16 protein-coding genes are annotated in these 19,588 nt (G+C 72.9%); 14 read left to right on the forward strand and 2 right to left on the reverse strand.

Annotated elements, in window-relative coordinates; all coding sequences use genetic code 11:
- The first annotated feature begins 151 nt into the window (after positions 1-151).
- The 4 genes from OO48_RS00330 (at position 152) to OO48_RS00345 (ending at position 4,595) form a co-directional block, all read left to right on the forward strand.
- Complete coding sequence (locus tag OO48_RS00330; protein ID WP_033211583.1) at positions 152-859, forward strand: MBL fold metallo-hydrolase; 708 nt, start codon at positions 152-154, stop codon at positions 857-859.
- Between the two features lie 11 nt (positions 860-870).
- Complete coding sequence (gene hisS, locus OO48_RS00335) at positions 871-2,133, forward strand: histidine--tRNA ligase (protein ID WP_033211584.1); 1,263 nt, start codon at positions 871-873, stop codon at positions 2,131-2,133.
- Complete coding sequence (gene aspS / locus OO48_RS00340; protein WP_033211585.1) at positions 2,130-3,920, forward strand: aspartate--tRNA ligase; 1,791 nt, start codon at positions 2,130-2,132, stop codon at positions 3,918-3,920. Before hisS ends, aspS begins: the two co-directional genes overlap by 4 nt.
- A gap of 168 nt (positions 3,921-4,088) precedes the next feature.
- Positions 4,089-4,595 carry a GNAT family N-acetyltransferase gene (locus OO48_RS00345; protein WP_033211591.1) on the forward strand — a complete coding sequence of 169 codons (507 nt, stop codon included), beginning with the start codon at positions 4,089-4,091 and terminating at the stop codon, positions 4,593-4,595.
- Here OO48_RS00345 and OO48_RS00350 read toward each other — a convergent pair.
- Complete coding sequence (locus OO48_RS00350) at positions 4,568-5,533, reverse strand: LysR family transcriptional regulator (protein ID WP_051731559.1); 966 nt, start codon at positions 5,531-5,533, stop codon at positions 4,568-4,570. The genes OO48_RS00345 and OO48_RS00350 overlap by 28 nt on opposite strands.
- Before the next feature lie 386 nt (positions 5,534-5,919).
- Here OO48_RS00350 and ppk2 point away from each other — a divergent pair, with 386 nt between their 5' ends.
- The 4 genes from ppk2 to rpsD all read left to right on the forward strand — a co-directional run bounded on the left by ppk2 (position 5,920) and on the right by rpsD (position 9,697).
- Positions 5,920-6,729: a polyphosphate kinase 2 gene (gene ppk2, locus OO48_RS00355; protein WP_033211593.1), complete on the forward strand. Its 810-nt coding sequence runs from the start codon at positions 5,920-5,922 to the stop codon at positions 6,727-6,729.
- A gap of 9 nt (positions 6,730-6,738) precedes the next feature.
- Positions 6,739-7,359: an L-threonylcarbamoyladenylate synthase gene (locus tag OO48_RS00360; RefSeq protein WP_033211595.1), complete on the forward strand. Its 621-nt coding sequence runs from the start codon at positions 6,739-6,741 to the stop codon at positions 7,357-7,359.
- A gap of 53 nt (positions 7,360-7,412) precedes the next feature.
- Positions 7,413-8,762: a replication-associated recombination protein A gene (locus OO48_RS00365; protein WP_033211597.1), complete on the forward strand. Its 1,350-nt coding sequence runs from the start codon at positions 7,413-7,415 to the stop codon at positions 8,760-8,762.
- Between the two features lie 320 nt (positions 8,763-9,082).
- Entirely contained in the window at positions 9,083-9,697 is a 615-nt protein-coding gene (rpsD, locus tag OO48_RS00370) for a 30S ribosomal protein S4 (protein ID WP_033211599.1), read from the forward strand.
- 76 nt (positions 9,698-9,773) lie between these two features.
- On the opposite strand, the gene OO48_RS00375 is transcribed toward rpsD, so the two are convergent.
- Positions 9,774-11,951: an ATP-binding protein gene (locus tag OO48_RS00375; RefSeq protein WP_033211605.1), complete on the reverse strand. Its 2,178-nt coding sequence runs from the start codon at positions 11,949-11,951 to the stop codon at positions 9,774-9,776.
- A 226-nt stretch (positions 11,952-12,177) separates the two neighbouring features.
- Between OO48_RS00375 and OO48_RS00380 the strand changes: the two genes are divergently transcribed.
- From OO48_RS00380 to mltG (OO48_RS00405), 6 genes are all read left to right on the forward strand, one after another.
- Positions 12,178-12,657 carry a DUF948 domain-containing protein gene (locus OO48_RS00380; protein ID WP_033211607.1) on the forward strand — a complete coding sequence of 160 codons (480 nt, stop codon included), beginning with the start codon at positions 12,178-12,180 and terminating at the stop codon, positions 12,655-12,657.
- A 5-nt stretch (positions 12,658-12,662) separates the two neighbouring features.
- A complete protein-coding gene (locus tag OO48_RS34780; protein ID WP_157845353.1) occupies positions 12,663-13,103 on the forward strand; it encodes a DUF6167 family protein in 441 nt (146 codons plus the stop codon).
- Positions 13,103-15,769: an alanine--tRNA ligase gene (gene alaS, locus OO48_RS00390; RefSeq protein WP_033211609.1), complete on the forward strand. Its 2,667-nt coding sequence runs from the start codon at positions 13,103-13,105 to the stop codon at positions 15,767-15,769. The genes OO48_RS34780 and alaS overlap by 1 nt, the downstream gene beginning before the upstream one ends.
- Positions 15,766-16,254 (forward strand): Holliday junction resolvase RuvX, encoded by a 489-nt coding sequence (ruvX, locus tag OO48_RS00395; protein WP_245194457.1) that lies wholly within the window; start codon positions 15,766-15,768, stop codon positions 16,252-16,254. The genes alaS and ruvX overlap by 4 nt, the downstream gene beginning before the upstream one ends.
- A gap of 90 nt (positions 16,255-16,344) precedes the next feature.
- Positions 16,345-17,532: an endolytic transglycosylase MltG gene (gene mltG / locus OO48_RS00400; RefSeq protein ID WP_245194459.1), complete on the forward strand. Its 1,188-nt coding sequence runs from the start codon at positions 16,345-16,347 to the stop codon at positions 17,530-17,532.
- Positions 17,533-17,652: 120 nt separating this feature from the next.
- Positions 17,653-19,488: an endolytic transglycosylase MltG gene (gene mltG / locus OO48_RS00405; RefSeq protein ID WP_051731561.1), complete on the forward strand. Its 1,836-nt coding sequence runs from the start codon at positions 17,653-17,655 to the stop codon at positions 19,486-19,488.
- The last annotated feature ends 100 nt before the right edge of the window (positions 19,489-19,588 follow it).

Genomic DNA, 19,588 nt, shown 5'->3' on the forward strand with positions numbered 1-19,588 from the left:
CCCAGTGTAAGGACCGGCACGTCAGCACGGGATCAGGCCGACATGAGAAAGGGCTGAACGCGCCAGACAACCGGTTCGCCCGCGGCCCGGTGCCGCCGGTAGGCTGCGGGGGAAAAGCAGACCGCCACCGCCATGGAACGTGAGGACTCGCGTGTTCGTCGCCGGATTCCCCGCCGGGGCCTGGGGCACCAACTGCTACCTGGTCGCACCCGCCGCCGGCGAGGAGTGCGTGATCGTCGACCCGGGCCACGAAGCGGCGAACGGCGTGGAGGAGTTGATCCGCGAGCACCGGCTCAAGCCGGTCGCGGTGCTGCTCACCCACGGGCACATCGACCACGTCGCCTCGGTCGTCCCGGTCTGCGGCGCGCAGGGCGTCCCGGCCTGGATCCACCCCGAGGACCGCTACATGCTGGCCGATCCGGAGAAGGCCCTCGGGCGCTCGCTCGGGCAGCAGTTGATGGGCTCGATCACCGTCGGCGAGCCGGACGACGTCCGCGAGTTGACCGACGGCGCCGTGCTGGAGCTCGCCGGGCTGCAGCTCACCGTCGACCACGCCCCCGGCCATACCGAGGGGTCGGTGACGTTCAGGACGCCCGCCTCCCAGGACATCCCGCCGGTCCTGTTCTCGGGCGACCTGCTGTTCGCCGGCTCCATCGGGCGTACCGACCTCCCGGGCGGAGACGGCGCGGCGATCATGCGCTCGCTGGCCCGGGTGTGCCTGCCCCTCGACGACGCGACCGTGGTGCTCTCCGGCCACGGCTCCCAGACCACCATCGGCCGAGAGCGCGCCACCAACCCCTACCTCCAGCAGGTGGCCGGTGCGCAGGGCGCACCGGCCTTCCCGCGACGAGGAATGTGACGGAAGAGAAGTTGAGCACCTTCACCGCCCCCAAGGGCACCTACGACCTGCTGCCGCCCACCTCGGCGATCTTCCTGGCGGTCCGCGAGGCGATCTCCGCCCCTGCGCGCCGGGCCGGCTACGGCTACATCGAGACCCCGGTCTTCGAGGACGTGAAGCTCTTCTCCCGGGGTGTCGGGGAGTCCACCGACATCGTCACCAAGGAGATGTACAACCTGACCACCCGGGGCGGCGACGAACTCGCGCTGCGCCCGGAGGGCACCGCCTCGGTGCTGCGCGCCGCGCTGCAGGCCAACCTGCACAAGCAGGGCAACCTGCCGGTCAAGCTCTGGTACTCCGGGAACTACTACCGCTACGAGCGGATGCAGAAGGGCCGCTACCGGCAGTTCTCGCAGGTCGGCGCGGAGGCGATCGGCGCCGAGGACCCGGCGCTGGACGCCGAGTTGATCATCCTGGCCGACGACGCCTTCCGCTCGCTCGGCCTCTCCGACTACTCGCTGCTGCTCAACAGCCTCGGCGACAAGCAGTGCCGCCCGGTCTACCGGGCCGCGCTGGTCGAGTTCCTGGCCGGCCTCGACCTGGACGAGGAGACCCGCCGCCGCGCGGAGATCAACCCGCTGCGGGTGCTGGACGACAAGCGCGAGTCGGTGCAGGCCCAGCTCGTCGGCGCCCCCAAGCTGCGGGACTTCCTCTGCGAGGACTGCAAGGCGTACGACGAGAAGGTCCGCGAACTGCTCGCGCTCGCGGGCGTCGCGTTCACCGACGACCCGAAGCTGGTCCGCGGCCTGGACTACTACACCCGCACCACCTTCGAGTTCGTGCACAACCGCCTCGGCGCGCAGTCCGCGATCGGCGGCGGCGGTCGCTACGACGGCCTGTCCGAGATGATCGGCGGACCGGCCCTGCCCTCGGTGGGCTGGGCGCTGGGCGTGGACCGCACCTTCCTCGCGCTGGAGGCCGAGGGCGTGGTCCTCGACCTGCCCCCCACCACCGCGGTGTACGCCGTCGCGCTCAGCGAGGAGGCGAAGACCGTCCTGTTCGCCAAGACCGTCGAGCTGCGACGCCTCGGTGTGGCCACCGACCTCGCGTTCGGCGTCAAGGGCATCAAGAACGCCATGAAGTCGGCGGACCGATCCGGCGCCCGGTTCGCCGTGATCGCCGGCGACCGGGACCTCGCCGAGGGCGTGGTCCAGCTCAAGGACATGGAGTCCGGCGAGCAGACCCCCGTCGCCCTTGAGGCGCTCGTCACCACCCTGAAGGAGAAGCAGCTGTGATCCGCACGCACGACGCGGGCACGCTCCGCGCGGAGCACGCCGGCACCACCGTCACCCTGGCCGGCTGGGTGGCCCGCCGCCGCGACCACGGCGGCGTGGCCTTCATCGACCTGCGGGACGCCTCCGGCACCGTGCAGGTCGTGGTCCGCGACCTGGAGTCGGTGCACGGGCTGCGCTCCGAGTACTGCGTGAAGGTGGTCGGCGAGGTCCGGGTCCGCCCCGAGGGCAACGAGAACCCGGAGATCCCGACCGGCGCGGTCGAGGTCGTCGTCGAGTCCATCGAGGTGCTGTCCGAGGCCGCGCCGCTGCCGTTCCAGGTCGCCGAGTACGAGCCCGGCTCGGTCAACGAGGAGGTGCGGCTGCGCTACCGCTACCTCGACCTGCGCCGCGAGGGCCCGGCCCGCGCGCTGCGGCTGCGCTCGAAGGTCAACCACATCATCCGCACGGTGATGGAGGAGAACGACTACCTCGACATCGAGACCCCGTACCTGACCCGCTCCACCCCCGAGGGCGCCCGCGACTTCCTCGTCCCGGTCCGCCTCCAGCCGGGCCACTGGTACGCGCTGCCGCAGTCCCCGCAGCTGTTCAAGCAGCTGCTGATGGTGGCCGGCATGGAGCGGTACTACCAGATCGCCCGCTGCTTCCGCGACGAGGACTTCCGCGCCGACCGGCAGCCGGAGTTCACCCAGCTCGACATCGAGGCGTCCTTCGTCGACCAGGAGGACGTGCTGGCCCTCGGCGAGAAGATCGTCGGCCGGATCTGGAAGGAGGTGCACGGGTACGAGATCCCCAACCCGCTGCCCCGCCTCTCCTACGCCGACGCGATGGCGCGCTACGGCTCCGACAAGCCGGACGTCCGCTTCGGCCAGGAGCTCACCGACCTCACCGAGTACTTCAAGGGCACCGAGTTCCGGGTCTTCCAGGCCCCGTACGTCGGCGCGGTCGTGATGCCCGGCGGCGCCTCGCAGCCCCGCAAGCAGCTCGACGCCTGGCAGGACTGGGCGAAGGCCCGCGGCGCCCGCGGCCTCGCGTACGTCCTGGTGGACGCCGAGACCGGCGAGCTGCGCGGCCCGGTCGCCAAGAACCTGTCCGAGGAGCACCTGTCCGGCCTGGCCGCCGCGGCCGGTGCCAAGCCCGGCGACGCGGTGTTCTTCGCCGCGGGCAAGAAGACCGCCTCGCAGGAGCTGCTGGGCGCCGCCCGCCTGGAGATCGGCCGCCGCTGCAACCTGATCGACGAGTCCCAGTGGGCCTTCCTCTGGGTCGTGGACTTCCCGATGTTCGAGCCGATCGAGGACGACAAGGGCGAGTTCCAGGGCTGGCACGCGGTGCACCACCCCTTCACCGCGCCGACCGCCGAGTCGCTCGCCACCTTCGACACCGACCCGGGCAGCGCGCTGTCCAACGCGTACGACCTGGTGCTCAACGGCTCGGAGCTGGGCGGTGGTTCGATCCGAATCCACCAGCGCGAGGTGCAGAAGCGGGCGTTCGACGCGATCGGCCTGTCCGAGGAGGAGGCGGCCGCGCAGTTCGGCTTCCTGCTGGACGCCTTCAACTACGGCCCGCCGCCGCACGGCGGCATCGCGCTCGGCCTGGACCGCGTGGTCACCCTGCTGGGCGGCTACGACACCATCCGGGACGTCATCGCCTTCCCGAAGACCTCCACCGGCGGCGACCCGCTGACCGGCGCCCCCACCGCCATCACCCCGGCCCAGCGCCGCGAGGCCGGCGTGGACGCCCAGCCCAAGGCCAAGGAGACCGCCAAGGCCGAGGCCGAGCCCACCGCCTGACGGTCCGTCAGGGCCCCGCCGTCCTGGCGGGGCATCACGGAGATCACGATTTGTTCCGGCCCCGGCCGGTGCGCGCCCACCAGGAGTAGGCTGCCACCGCCCGGGGCCGGAACGCTGCACCACCCGGAACGCTGCACAACGGGGTGCAGAGCGCAAGAAGGGTCGAAGATGACCGTACGTACCAGAGTCGAACTCCCCACCGACACCGCCGAGACCCGGCGGGTGCACATGGCGGCCTTCCCAGGCCCCGAAGAGGCGGACCTGGTGGACGCGCTGCGCCGCGACGCCGCCTGGCTGCCCGCACTGTCCCTGGTCGCGGTGGACGAGCGCGAGGTCGTCATCGGCCACGCGCTGCTCACCCGGCTGAAGATCGGCAACGGCAAGGGCCTCGCGCTGGCGCCCGTCGCCGTCGCCCCCGAGTGGCAGCGCAAGGGCGTCGGCACCGCCGTGGTGCGGGCCGCGCTGGCGGCCGCCGCTGAGGCCGGCGAACGCGTCGTGGTGGTGCTCGGCGACCCGGGCTACTACGGCAGGTTCGGCTTCACCGCCGCCGCCGACCACCGGATCAGCGGGCCCTTCGAGGTGCCCGACGGGTACTTCCAGGCCCTGCGGCTGCCCGGCGCCGACGGCGCCCCGCACGGCGCGTGCCGCTACCCCACGCCGTTCGCGGCGGTCTGAGCGCCGCCCCGAGCGGGTGACCGGCCGCCACCGGTCGCCCGGAACTGCACCTCCAGGTGCAGCCGGCAGGACTCCGCGAACGCCTCCATGGCCGGCGTGGCCGCCCGACCCGGCAGCCGGAACAGCCCCACCAGGCTCGGGCTCAGCCCGCGCACCGGCAGGCAGCGCACGTCCGGACGCCCCGCCCAGCGGCCCACCGCGCGCGGCGCGAACCCCACGCCCTGCCCGCAGGCCACCGCGGCCATCCACTCGTCCGCGTTGTGCGCCACCGCCCCGATCCGCACCGGCCGCTCGCCGCGCTCCGGCGCGCCCAGCCAGTAGTCCCGCCACACCCCGGCCTGCTCCGGGATCGCCACGAACGGCTCGTCCCACAGCTCCGCCGCCTCCACCTCGTGCCGGGCCGCCAGCCGGTGGTCGGCCGCCAGCACCACCCAGCGCTCCTCGGTGCCCAGCAGCACGTGCGCGTACCGCTCGGTCATCGACGCCGGGGCGTGCCACAGCGCCAGGTCCAGTTCGCCCGAGGCCAGGCCGGACGACTCGTCGAACCAGTTGTTCTGCCGCATCCGCACCCGCCAGCCCGGCATCCGGCGGGCGAAGTCCTCCACCGCGGCCCGGCCGAGCAGGTTGATCGTCGAGCCCTCGAAGCCCACCCGCAGCTCCCCGCCGGCCTCCGCCGCCGCCCGCCGGGCCGCCCGCAGCGCCTCCTCCCAGCCCGCCAGCAGCGACCCGGCGTGCGCCAGCAGCTCCGCGCCCGCCGCCGTCGGCACCGTCCCGGCCCGCGAGCGCCGGAACAGCTCCACCCCCAACTGCCGCTCCAGCGCCCGCACCTGCTTGGTCAGCGTCGGCTGGCTCACCCCCAGCCGGGCCGCGGCCGCGGTCAGCTGGCCCTCCTCGCCGACCACCGTCAGGTAGCGCAACATCCGGGTGTCCACGTCCATGCCCCCAGGTTATGGACCAATGCATTGGACCCGGACACCCGGGGTGTCGCACAGTTGTCCGGCCTTCCCCGGCGCGAACGGCACCGGTGGCACGGGGGTCCGTCGGTGCCCGCCGGGGAAGGGCGCCCGACCTGCGCCGACGCCCGGCCGGCCCTAGCCTGGGAGACCGTCGGCGGCGCGGCGAGCGGAGGCACACAGTGGCGACATCCAAGTCGGCCAAGTCGGCCAAGTCGGCCAAGACAGTCAAGTCGGCCAAGAAGGGCCGGGCGGCCAAGTCGGCCAAGTCGGCCAAGACGGGCCGGGCGGCCGAGTCGGCCACGAGGGCCGAGGCGGCAAGGGCGTCCGAGGGCGGCGCGACGGGGCAGGAGCCCCGTCCGGCCAGGCGGATGCCCAAGAAGCTCTACGAGGACGAACTGCTCCGCCTCCAGCGCGAACTGGTCAAGCTCCAGGAGTGGGTCCGCACCGAGGGCGTCCGGATGGTGGTTGTCTTCGAGGGCCGCGACGCGGCCGGCAAGGGCGGCGCCATCAAGCGCGTCACCGACTACCTCAACCCCCGCGTCGCCCGGATCGCCGCGCTGCCCGCCCCCACCGAGCGCCAGCGCGGCCAGTGGTACTTCCAGCGCTACGCCGAGCAGCTCCCGGCGGCCGGCGAGATGGTCCTGTTCGACCGCTCCTGGTACAACCGGGCCGGCGTCGAGAAGGTGATGGGCTTCTGCACCGACGAGGAGTACTGGCAGTTCCTGCACCAGTGCCCCACCTTCGAACGGATGCTGGTCGAGGCCGGCATCCTGCTGCGCAAGTACTGGTTCTCGGTCAGCGACGTCGAGCAGGAGCGCCGCTTCCGCGACCGGCTCGACGACCCGATGCGGCAGTGGAAGCTCTCCCCGATGGACGTCGAGTCCCTCACCCGCTGGGAGGACTACTCGCGGGCCAAGGACGAGATGTTCGTCTACACCGACATCCCGGAGTCGCCCTGGAACGTCGTCGACAGCGACGACAAGCGCCGGTCCCGGATCAACATGATCGCCCACCTGCTGTCCACCGTCCCGTACCACGAGGTGGCCAAGCCCGCCGTCGCCCTGCCGCCCCGCCCCGAGCCGCGCGGCTACCAGCGGCCGCCGCGCGACCTGCAGAAGCACGTCTTCGACCACGCCGCGACGGTGCTGGCGAAGTCGGAGCGGCGGTCCGGGCAGTAGGGTCGAGCAATGGCGAAGTACTTCGACGTGCACCCCGAGACGCCCCAGCCGCGCACCATCGCCACCGTGGTGGCGAGCATCCGGGACGGCGCCCTCATCGCGTACCCCACCGACTCCTGTTTCGCCCTCGGCTGCCGGCTGGACAACCGGGACGGACTGGACCGGATCCGCACCATCCGGCGGCTCGACGAGCGCCACCACTTCACCCTGATGTGCGAGGACTTCGCCCAGCTGGGGAAGTTCGCCCAACTCGACAACAACGTCTTCCGCGCGGTGAAGGCGGCCACCCCCGGCAGCTACACCTTCATCCTCCCCGCCACCAAGGAGGTGCCGCGCCGGCTGCTGCACCCCAAGAAGAAGACGGTCGGCGTCCGCATCCCCGACCACCCCGTCACCCGGGCCCTGCTCGCCGAACTCGGCGAACCCCTGGTCTCCAGCACCCTGCTGCTCCCCGGCGAGGAGGAGCCGATGACCCAGGGCTGGGAGATCAAGGAGCGCCTCGACCACGTCCTGGACGCGGTGGTCGACTCCGGCGAGTGCGGGACGGTGCCGACCACGGTGGTCGACTTCTCGGACGGCGTGGCGGAGATCGTCCGCTACGGGGCCGGGGACCCGGAGCGCTTCGAGTAGGACGGCGCGCCCCGGCTCCCCGCGCTGTCGGTGCCCTCGCATAGGCTCGGAGCGTGGACGAGCCCGACCTTTTCACGCACGCTGCCGAGGAGCGCCAGAGCACCGAGCCGGGGCGCGCCCCGCTCGCGGTGCGGATGCGGCCGCGGACCTTGGACGAGGTGGCCGGCCAGCGGCAGCTGCTCAAGGACGGGTCGCCGCTGCGCCGGCTGGTCGCGGGGGCGAAGGGGCCGGCGGCCACCAGTTCGGTGATCCTCTGGGGGCCGCCCGGCACGGGCAAGACCACGCTGGCGCACGTGATCAGCCAGGCGGTGGAGGGCCGGTTCGTCGAGCTCTCCGCGATCACGCACGGCGTCAAGGAAGTCCGGGCGGTGATCGAGGGCGCCCGGCGGGCGGTCGGGATGACCGGCCGGGAGACCGTGCTGTTCCTGGACGAGATCCACCGCTTCTCCAAGGCCCAGCAGGACTCGCTGCTGCCCGCGGTGGAGAACCGCTGGGTCACCCTGATCGCCGCGACCACCGAGAACCCGTACTTCTCGATCATCTCCCCGCTGCTGTCCCGCTCCCTGCTGCTCACCCTGGAGTCCCTCACCGACGAGGACGTCCGCGTCCTGCTGCGCCGCGCCACCGTCGACGAGCGGGGCCTGGGCGGCAGCGTGGAGCTGAGCGCGGAGGCCGAGGACCACCTGGTGCGGCTGGCCGGGGGAGACGCCCGGCGGGCGCTGACCACGCTGGAGGCGGCGGCCGGGGCGGCGCTGGAGCAGGGCGAGAAGGTGCTGACCCTGGCGGCGACCGAGACGGCCGTCAACCAGGCCGCGGTGCGCTACGACCGGGACGGCGACCAGCACTACGACGTGGCGAGCGCGCTGATCAAGTCGATCCGCGGCAGCGACGTGGACGCCACGCTGCACTACCTGGCCCGGATGATCGAGGCCGGGGAGGACCCGCGCTTCATCGCCCGCCGTCTGATGATCTCCGCCAGCGAGGACGTCGGCCTGGCCGACCCGACCGCGCTGTCCACCGCCGTCGCCGCCGCCCAGGCGGTCGCCCTGATCGGCTTCCCTGAAGCCCGGATCATCCTCTCGCAGGCGGCCATCGCGCTCGCCCTGGCGCCCAAGTCGAACGCCGCGTACCTGGCCATCGACGCCGCCCTGGCGGACGTCCGGCAGGGCCTGGCCGGCGCGGTGCCGCCGCACCTGCGGGACGCGCACTACGGCGGGGCGAAGAAGCTCGGCCACAGCAAGGGCTACCAGTACCCGCACGACCTGCCGGAGGGCATCGCCGCCCAGCAGTACGCGCCGGACGCGGTGCACGGCAAGGAGTACTACAAGCCGACCAGGCGGGGCGGCGAGGCCAGGTACGCGGACATCGCGGAGTGGACCAGGGCCCGGCTCAAGGGGGAGTAGCCAGGGGGCGGCGGGGAGTCCCGTATAGTAGGGGGGTGTGTCCCGGGTCCGGGGTTCCGCGAGGAGCGACCGGCTGCACCAGCGGGGCACCGAACCGGGGCCTCCCGCAAGGGAGTTCCCCCAGGAGCGGCGCGCACCGGTTTCGGTGTCGCGGGCAGCCCACCACCCTTCCCGGTCGGTGGGCCTCTCGTGTGCAAGCACATAGTGCCCGGTCGCGGAGAGCGGCTGACCACCCGGCGACGGGCGGTTTTTCTCCGGACCGCGAGGAGCGTCCTCCGTCAACACCTGGTGACAGCCGTATCTGAACAGGAAAAGGAAACATGGCGAACCAGAAGCGCCCCAAGGTCAAGATCGCCCGTGCTCTCGGCGTTCCGCTGACCCCGAAGTCCGTCAAGTACTTCGAGGCCCGCCCGTACCCGCCCGGCCAGCACGGCCGCGGCCGCAAGCAGAACTCTGACTACAAGGTCCGTCTGACCGAGAAGCAGCGTCTGCGCGCGCAGTACGACCTCAGCGAGAAGCAGATGGCGCGTGCCTTCGAGGCCGCCAAGAAGGTCGAGGGCAAGACCGGTGAGGCGCTCGTCGCCCTGCTGGAGGTCCGCCTCGACTCCCTGGTCCTGCGTTCGGGCATCGCCCGCACCATCTACCAGGCCCGCCAGATGGTCGTGCACGGTCACATCGAGGTCAACGGCTCGAAGGTCAACAAGCCGTCGTTCCAGATGAAGCCGGGCTACGTCGTCACGGTGAAGGAAAAGTCCAAGGAGAAGGTCCCCTTCCAGGTGGCTCGCGAGGGCGGCAACGCCGGCGAGGGCCAGACCCCGAAGTACCTCGAGGTCAACCTGAAGGCCCTGGCCTTCCGCCTGGACCGCGCGCCGCAGCGCCGCGAGGTTCCGGTCGTCTGCGACGAGCAGCTCGTCGTCGAGTACTACTCGCGCTGACCCGCGAGCGGAACGCCCCCTCGGTCCTCGGACCGCGGGGGCGTTTCCCGTTCCCGGGGCCCGCTGGGGGCGGGGTTCAGGCTCCGACGGGGGAGTGCGGGCGGGCCGATTCCGGCGGCGGGCCGGGCCGGTCGGAGCCGCCGCCGCCCGCCGACGGGCCGGGGCGTCCGCCGCCGAGCGCGCGCCGGACCGCCGCGTCCAGGTCGAGCCGGGAGCCGAGGCGGAAGGCCGCCGCGTACTCCTGCTCGGTCAGGCCGTCGCGGGCGCGCCGCTCGCACTCCAGGTGCGGGCCGTTGAACGAGCGGGACCCGAAGAACGGGGTGCCGATCGCCCGCCAGATCCGGTGCGCGGCGCCCTGCAGCACCCGGGCCTCGCGCAGGTCGGCGTCCGGGCCCTCGGTGGCCAGCAGCGCCAGCAGGTCCATCGCCAGCACGATGCCCAGCAGGTCGCGGAACCGGTGGTTGAGCCGCATCGACTCGCGGGCGAAGGCCAGGGCCGGCCGCAGGTCGCCGCCCTGCCGCCGGGCGAAGGCCATCGCGTACAGGCAGTACCCGTACGCCCACTGCTCGCCGTGCTCCTCGCAGATCTCCCGGACCCGCTCGACCCAGACCCGGCCGCTCTCCTCGTCGCCCCGGAAGAGGTGCGCCAGGGCGAGTTCGAACATCGCCATCAGGACGTTGGAGTTGAGCTCGCCGAGCGCGTGGTAGTGCCACAGCGCCTCCTCGAACAGCTCGGCGGCGCGGGCCGGTTCGTCGCCGATCAGGGCGGCGCAGCCCTGCCGGTGGACGGCGTAGGCCAGGGCCCGGTCGTCGCCGGTGTCCAGGGCCTGCCGGCGGCACTCCTCCAGGACGGGGCGGGCCCGGTCCAGGTCGCCCTGCAGGATGGCCAGGTAGCCGGTGACCCAGAGCGCCTTGGCCCGGGCGTCGGTGGGTTCGGGGGCGAGCGCCAGGGCCCGGTCGAGCCAGTGCCGGCCCTCGCCGAGGTGGCCGGTGCCGACCCAGAAGTACCAGAGGGTGCCGGCCAGCACGAGGGCGAGCTGCTCCTCGCCGGGCTCGCCGAGCGAGAACTCCAGCGCGGCGCGCAGGTTGGCGTGGGCGAGCCGGGTCCGCTCGGCGGTCTCGGCCTGCCGGGGGCCGAACCACTCGACCTCGCCCCAGGTGGCCAGGCCCAGGTACCAGTCGCGGTGGCGGCGCAGCAACCGCGGCCGGTCGCCGCCGGCCCGCAGCCAGCCGGCGCCGTACTCGCGCAGGGTGTCGAGCATCCGGAAGCGGACGGCGCCGTCGCCGTCGAGCCGCTCCAGGACGGACTTGTCGACCAGCGAGTCGACGAGCTCCAGGACGTCGTCGGCGTCCAGGCCGTGCCCGGCGCAGACGTACTCGGCGGCGTCCAGGTCGAAGCCGCCGGCGAAGACCGAGAGGCGGGCCCAGAGTAAACGTTCCTGCATGGTGCAGAGTTCGTGGCTCCAGCCGATCGCGGTGCGCAGCGTCCGGTGCCGGGCCGGGGCCGTCCGGCCGCCGCCGGTGAGCAGCCGGAAGCGGTCCTCCAGGCGGGCGGCCAGCTGCTCCACGGACAGCGCGCGCAGCCGGCCGGCGGCCAGTTCGAGGGCCAGCGGGATGCCGTCCAGGCGGCGGCACAGCAGCGCCACCCCGGCCCGGTTGCGGTCGTCCAGGCGGAAGCCGGGCAGCACGGCGGCGGCGCGGTCGGCGAACAGCAGCACCGCCTCCGGGTCGGCCCGGCCGCCGGACGGCTCGCAGGCCAGCGGGGCCAGCGGCAGCAGGTGCTCGCCCGCGGTGCGCAGCGACTGCCGGGAGGTGGCGACCACCCGCAGGCCGGGGGCGGCGCGCAGCAGCGCGTCCACCAGCCCGGCGCAGGCGTCGACCAGGTGCTCGCAGCCGTCCAGCACCAACAGGGCCTCGCGCTCGGCGAGTTGCTCGACCAGCACGTCCAGCGGCGGGCGGGCGGTGTGGTCGGTCAGCCGCAGCGCCTCCAGCACCGCGTGGCCCAGCAGCAGCGGGTCCTGCACGGGAGCGACCTCGACCAGGTGCGCGCCGTCCGGGAAGCCGTCGGCCAGCAGCGCGGCGGCACGCAGGGCCAGCCGGGACTTGCCGACGCCGCCCGGGCCGGTCACCGTGACCAGCCGGGCCCGGCCCACCAGCTCGGCCAGCGCGTCGAGTTCGGCGCCCCGGCCGACGAAGCTGGTGGCCTCGGCGGGGAGCCGCCCCGGGCTCCTGGGCGCCGCCGACCTGTTGACCATGGACGCCCCCGTCGCATAGGAAACCCGTAACCTGCCGGCCCGCGCTCCGCGAGCCAAACCCCCAACGAGGTGACCCGGCGGTAGGTTACGCGCGGTGTCCGCGCCCCCGGGCGGGCCGGAGTCGGGCCCACCGGCGGATATGCCGTCGGGGAACGCGGCGCTGTCGCGATAGGGTTTAGCGGAAGTTGCACAACTTCTGCAATCACAGCCGAGGGAGCGCGCGAAAGTGTCCGTGGGAGAGCTGGCCGGGCTGTTGGTCGCCGTCTTCTGGGCGGTCCTGGTCACCCTGCTCGCCGTGGTGCTGGTGCGGCTGTCCAAGGTGCTGCGGGAGGCGACCGTGCTGGTCGCCGCCGTCACCGAGCAGGCCGTACCGCTGCTGGAGGACGCGAGCGCGGCCGTCCGCAGCGCGCACGAGCAGCTGGAGCGGGTCGACGAGATCACCGCCAACGTGCAGGACGCGGCGGCCGACGCCAAGGCGCTGTCGTCCACCGTGGCGGCGACGCTGGGCGGGCCGCTGGTGAAGGTGGCCGCGTTCAGCCACGGGGTGCGCAAGGCGGTCGCCCGGCAGCGGGACGGATCGGCGGGGGTGCCCCAGCAGGCCGGTGAGCGCGAGGAGTTGGCCCGGATGATCCGGGCCGAGGTGCGGGCCCAGACGGCGCCGCGCCGCGGCCTGCTGTCCCGGGTCCGCCGGGCCGTGAGGGGCTGACGGCGATGGTGCGCAGGATCTTCTGGATGGCCGTCGGCGCGGGCGCCACGGTGTGGGCCATGAACAGGGCCAACGAGGCGGTGCACCGCCTCACCCCCGACTCGCTGTCGGGCACCGCCGCCCGCGGCGCGCTGCGGCTCGGCGACGCCGCGAAGCGCTTCGCGCTGGACGTGAAGGCCGGGATGGACGAGCGCGAGCGCGAGCTGCGCGCCGACCTCGGCCTGGACGGCACCGCGGTCGTCGAGCCGCCCCGCCGCCGCGCGCTGAGCGGATCGGCGTCCGCCGACGACGGGGTCCGAGCTATCTCGGCGGCCCCGGGCTCCCCGGCCGCCGCCCTGCCCCCGTCCCCGCGCGCCCCGCGCCGCACCACCCCCCAGACCATCGTTGCCAAGCCCCGACAGCGCGAGCTGCCGGGCCGCACGACCGATCGGAAGGACCCCCACTGATGGAGTCGGCAGAGATCCGCCGCCGCTGGCTGCGCTTCTTCGAGGAGCGCGGCCACACCGTCGTACCGTCGGCCTCGCTGGTCGCCGACGACCCCACCCTGCTGCTGGTCAACGCCGGCATGGTGCCCTTCAAGCCGTACTTCCTGGGCGAGATCAAGCCGCGGTTCTCGCGCGCCACCAGCGTGCAGAAGTGCGTGCGCACCCTGGACATCGAGGAGGTCGGGAAGACCACCCGGCACGGCTCCTTCTTCCAGATGTGCGGCAACTTCTCGTTCGGCGACTACTTCAAGGAAGGCGCCATCAAGTTCGCCTGGGAGCTGCTGACCAGCCCGGTGGCGGACGGCGGCTACGGCCTGGAGCCCGAGAAGCTCTGGATCACCGTCTACAAGGACGACGACGAGGCCGAGCAGATCTGGCGCGACGTGATCGGCGTTCCGTCCGAGCGGATCCAGCGCCTGGGCATGAAGGACAACTTCTGGTCGATGGGCGTCCCCGGCCCGTGCGGCCCGTGCTCGGAGATCAACTACGACCGCGGCCCCGCGTACGGCGAGGAGGGCGGCCCGGCGGTCAACGGCGAGCGCTACCTGGAGATCTGGAACCTGGTCTTCATGCAGTACGAGCGCGGCCACGGCGACGGCAAGGACGGGTTCGAGATCCTCGGCGACCTGCCGAGCAGGAACATCGACACCGGCCTCGGCCTGGAGCGCCTCGCCGCCGTCCTGCAGGGCGTCGACAACCTCTTCGAGATCGACACCAGCCGGATGATCCTCGACCGCGCCGCCGAGCTCACCGGCCACACCTACGGCGCCGACCACAAGTCGGACGTCTCGCTGCGCGTGGTCACCGACCACTTCCGCACCGCGCTGATGCTGGTCGGCGACGGCGTCACCCCCGGCAACGAGGGCCGCGGCTACGTGCTGCGCCGCATCCTGCGCCGGGCGATCCGCAACATGCGGCTGCTGGGCGCCACCGGGCCGGTCGCCAAGGACCTGATCGACATCTCGATCAAGGCGATGGCCCCGCAGTACCCGGAGCTGGAGACCGACCGCAAGCGCATCGAGACCGTCGTGGTCGCCGAGGAGAACGCCTTCCTCCAGACGCTGCGCTCCGGCACCAGCCTGCTGGACGCCGCGGTCACCGAGACCAAGCAGTCCGGCGGCGCGGTGCTCTCCGGCGAGCAGGCGTTCAAGCTGCACGACACCTACGGCTTCCCGATCGACCTGACCCTGGAGATGGCCGAGGAGCAGGGCCTCCAGGTGGACGAGGCCGGCTTCCGCCGCCTGATGCAGGAGCAGCGCGACCGCGCCAAGGCCGACGCCAGGGCGAAGAAGATGGGCCACGCCGACGTCGCCGCGTACCGCGAGGTCGCCGACCGGGCCGGCGCGTCCGTCTTCACCGGCTACGCCCACACCGAGGGCGAGGCCACCGTGGTCGGCCTGCTGGTGGACGGCGTCCCGTCGCCGGCCGCCACCGAGGGCGACGAGGTCGAGCTGATCCTCGACCGCACCCCGTTCTACGCCGAGGGCGGCGGCCAGCTCGCCGACCACGGCCGGATCCGCCTCGACTCCGGCGCGGTCGTCGAGGTCCGGGACGTCCAGCAGCCGGTGCCCGGCGTGATCGTGCACTCCGGCGGGGTGCTGTTCGGCGAGGTGGTGCTCGGCGCGTCCGCGTACGCCACCATCGACACCGACCGCCGCCGCGCCGTCTCGCGCGCCCACTCGGCCACCCACCTGACCCACCAGGCGCTGCGCGACGCGCTCGGCCCGACCGCCGCCCAGGCCGGTTCGGAGAACGCGCCGGGCCGCTTCCGCTTCGACTTCGGCTCGCCCGCCGCCGTCCCCGGCTCGGTGCTGACCGACGTCGAGCAGAAGATCAACGAGGTGCTGGTCCGCGAGCTCGACGTCACCGCCGAGGTGATGACGATGGACCAGGCCCGCAAGCAGGGCGCCATCGCGATGTTCGGCGAGAAGTACGGCGACTCGGTGCGCGTGGTCACCATCGGCGACTTCTCCAAGGAGCTGTGCGGCGGCACGCACGTCGGCAACACCGCCCAGCTGGGCCTGGTGAAGCTGCTCGGCGAGTCCTCGATCGGCTCCGGCGTGCGCCGCGTCGAGGCGCTGGTCGGCGTCGACGCGTACAAGTTCCTGGCCCGCGAGCACACCGTGGTCTCCCAGCTGACCGAGCTGGTCAAGGGCCGCCCGGAGGAACTGCCGGAGAAGATCGCCGGGATGCTCGGCAAGCTCAAGGACGCCGAGAAGGAGATCGAGAAGTTCCGTGCGGAGAAGGTCCTCCAGGCCGCCGCGGGCCTCGCCGAGGGCGCCGAGGACGTCCGGGGCGTGGCCCTGGTCGCCGCCCGGGTCGGTGACGGCACCGGCGCGGACGAGCTGCGCAAGCTGGTGCTGGACGTCCGGGCCCGGCTCGGCTCCCGCCCGGCCGTGGTCGCCGCGTTCACCGTGGCCAACGACCGTCCGCTGACCGTGATCGCCACCAACGAGGACGCCCGCGGCCGCGGCATCAAGGCCGGCGAGCTGGTCCGCGCCGCGGCCAAGACCCTCGGCGGCGGCGGTGGCGGCAAGGACGACGTGGCGCAGGGCGGCGGCACCGACCCGGCCGCCGTCCCGGACGCCATCGAGGCCGTGCGGGCGCTGGTGGCCGAGCGCGCGTGAGTGACGAGCACATCGAGGAGAGGGTCTTCCGGCGCGGCCGGCGGATCGCCGTCGACGTGGGCGACGCCCGGATCGGGGTCGCGGTCTGCGACCCCGACGGGCTGATCGCCACGCCGGTGGAGACCGTCCCCGCCGGGGGCCGCTCGCAGGCCCGGCTGAAGGCGATCGCCGAGGAGTACGACGCGATCGAGGTGGTGGTCGGCCTGCCGCGCTCGCTGAACGGCAAGGAGGGCCCGGCCGCCGCCAAGGTCCGCGAGTACGCGGGTCGGCTGGCCGGCCTGCTGTACCCGGTCGGGGTGCGGCTGGTGGACGAGCGGATGACCACCGTCACCGCCGCCGCCGGGCTGCGGGCCTCCGGGCGGTCGTCGAAGAAGGGCCGCTCGGTGATCGACCAGGCCGCCGCCGTGGTGATCCTGCAGTCGGCCCTTGAGACCGAACGGGTGAGCGGTCGGGCGCCCGGTGAGAGTGTCGAGCCGGTCGTCTGACCGGCGGGGGCTAGCTTCCCGGTAGAGGGGCCCGTGCGGGCGCGCGTCCGCACGGGCCCTCTCTCCATGCCCGCCGCCGGAAGGGCCCCCGTGACCGACCCGTACACCGCGCCCGGACTCACCCCCGGCCACCTCGGCGCCCCCGTCCTAGAACCCGAGGGCGCCCCGCCCGGCCTGCCGTACGGCGTCGAACCGCCGGACCCGGAGCAGCTGCGCACCCGCGCCGCGTGCTGCCTGAGCGTGGCGGGGCTGCTGGGCGTGGTGATGGCGGCCGCGCTGGCGCTGTTCGTGCTCTGGCCCGAGGGCAAGAAGCCCGCCCCCGACTACCCGGGCGGCGGCACCGGCCAGGTCCAGGTGTCGGTGGCGCAGGGCGCCAGTCTCACCCAGATCGGCAAGGTCCTGACCGCCAAGCACGTGATCGCCTCCACCCGGGCGTTCACCGAGGCCGCGGCCGAGAGCCCGGCGGGCAACAACATCCACCCCGGCACGTACACCCTCAAGGAGCGGATGTCGGCGGTCTCGGCGCTCAACGTGCTGCTCGACCCGTCCAACGCCAACGCCCTGACCATCCCCGAGGGCTGGCGCTCCACCCAGGTGTTCGCCGCCATCGACACCCGGCTCGGGCTGAAGCCCGGCACCGCCAAGGCCACCGCCGAACAGCACCTCGCGGACCTGGGCCTGCCCGCGGACGCCTCCGGGCACCTGGAGGGGTACCTCTACCCCGCCACCTACCCCGTCACCGGCGACAGCACCGCCCTGACCCTCCTCCAGGGCATGGTCAAGGAGGCCGACGGCAACCTCGGCGGCCCCGCCGTCGCCGACGCCGCCACCGCCAACGGCGTCACCCCCTACGGCCTGCTGGCCGTCGCCAGCCTCGCCCAGGCCGAGGCCGACAACCCCGAGGACATGGCCAAGGTCACCCGGGTCATCTACAACCGGCTCGCCAAGAACATGCCGCTCCAGCTCGACTCCACCATCAACTACGCGCTCGGCCGCTCCACCCTCACCACCACCCAGGACGACACCAGGCTCGACTCCCCGTTCAACACCTACGCCCACCCCGGCCTGCCGCCCACCCCCATCGGCAACCCCGGCCGGGACGCGCTGCGCGCCGCTGTCCACCCCGCCGACGGTGACTGGCTGTACTTCGTCACCGTCCAGCCCGGGGACACCCGCTTCACCGACAGCGAGGAGCAGCAGCGCAAGAACGTCGAGGAGTTCAACGCCCACCGCGCGGGGGACTCCTCGCCCGAACCCTCCGGCTCCGCCTCCCCGTGAACGGTGGACAACCCGCCTTCGGGCCATTTGGCTACGCTGCGGTACGGTAACGTCTCCCATCACGTGCTGCGGCGCTAGCACGCCGGTTCGACGGGCACCCTGGACGCGGTAAGGGGATCGATGACTGATCAGAGTGGGCGCTACGGCTCCCAGGGCGACCAGCCGTGGTACCCCGGCGAGCAGCCCCAGGACCCGTACGGGCAGCAGCAGTTCGTGCAGCAGCCGGTGCCGGGTCAGGGCCAGGTCCAGGGCATGCAGGGGTACCCGCAGCAGCAGTTCGTGCAGCAGCAGCCGGTGCCGGGGCAGGACCAGGGCCAGGGCCAGGGCCTCCAGGGCTACCCGCAGCAGCAAGGCGGTTCCTTCGGCGGCCGGCAGCAGTTCGCGCAGCAGGGTTACCCGCAGCAGGGCGGCTCGTACGGCGGGCAGCAGCAGTTCGTGCAGCAGCCGGTGCCGGGCCAGGGCCCGTTCCAGGGCGTGCAGCAGGGCTTCCCGCCCGGGCAGCAGACGGCGATGGGGCAGGGCCACCCGCAGCAGGGCGGCTCGTACGGCGGGCAGCAGCAGTTCGTGCAGCAGCAGCCGCTCCAGCAGCAGGCCCCGCAGCAGCCGGTCCAGCAGCGCACCGCGCCGCAGCCGCGGTCGGAGCCGGCGGGCGGGCCCGGGCCGGACGGGATCGACTGGGAGGCGGAGGCCGCGGCGCTCGACGCCCCGCCGTCGGCCGGGCGCCGGGCCGAGGAGGCCGGCCGGCGGGTGGAGGAGCGGGAGGACTGGGCCGAGGACGAGTACTTCGAGGAGGAGGACGGCGACGAGTCGTTCTTCTCCGGGCAGGACGGCTCCCGCGAGGCCGAGCGCAAGCGCAAGGAGAAGGGCAAGAAGTCGGGCCGCCGCAACGGCGGCGCCTGCCTGCTGGTCGCCCTGGTGCTGCTCGGCGGCGTGGGCGGCGCCGGCTGGTGGGGCTACGGCTTCTACCAGAGGAACTTCGGCCCGCCGCCGGACTTCAAGGGCACGGGCACCGGCTCGGTGAACATCACCGTCAAGGAAGGCGCCGGCGGCGACGCGATCGGCAAGGCGCTGCTGGACGCCGGCGTGGTCAAGAGCATCAAGGCGTTCAGCACCGAGTACGAGAAGGACCCGCGCGGCCGCACCATCCAGCCCGGCATCTACACCATGAAGCACCAGATGTCCGCCGCCGAGGCGTTCAAGGAGCTGGTGGAGTCCAACGGCGGCAACGCGCTGATCATCCCCGAGGGCCTGAAGGCCGCCGACATCTACACCAAGATCGACGGCAAGCTGAAGCTCTCCCCGGGCACCACCGCCAAGGTCGCCAAGGAGCAGGTCGGCAGCCTGGGCCTGCCCGGCTTCGCCAACAACAACCTGGAAGGCTTCCTCTGGCCGGCCCGGTACTCGGTCGCGGAGGGCATGAAGCCCGAGGAACTGCTCAAGCAGATGGTGGCCAACGCCGTCCAGAAGTACAGCGACCTCAAGCTGGACGAGGGGGCGCAGAAGATCGGTCTGAAGACCGCCTACGAGGTGGTGACCGAGGCCAGCATCCTGCAGGCCGAGGGCAACAACTCGGAGGACTTCGGCAAGATCGCCCGGGTTCTCTACAACCGGCTCAACACCAACGCGACCCAGGGCAAACTGCAGCTCGACACGACGCTGCAGTACAAGCTCGGCCGGACGAACTTCACCACGGCGGAGAAGGACGGCGACAAGAGCCCGTACAACACGTACGTCAACAAGGGCCTGCCGCCGACCCCGATCTCCAACCCGGGCGAGGACGCGATCCAGGCCGTGCTCAACCCGGCGCCGGGCGACTGGGTCTACTTCGTGGCGGTGTCCAACAGCGACACCCGGTTCGCGGCGACCTTCGACGCGTTCAAGAAGGACGTCAAGGACTACTGCAGCGCGCACAACCAGGGCTTCGACGAGAGCGCCGGCATGTGCAAGACGCGATGAGGCGGTGACGCGCGGACGGGCCACGGCTGTGACAGCCGCGGCCCGTCCCGGGTGACGCCCGCGGCGCGCCGGACCCGGACGACGGCGGGCTCGGTCCCGT

The sequence above is a fragment of the Kitasatospora phosalacinea genome, from assembly GCF_000716545.1.
In the GTDB taxonomy this organism is placed as follows: Bacteria; Actinomycetota; Actinomycetes; order Streptomycetales; family Streptomycetaceae; genus Kitasatospora; species Kitasatospora phosalacinea.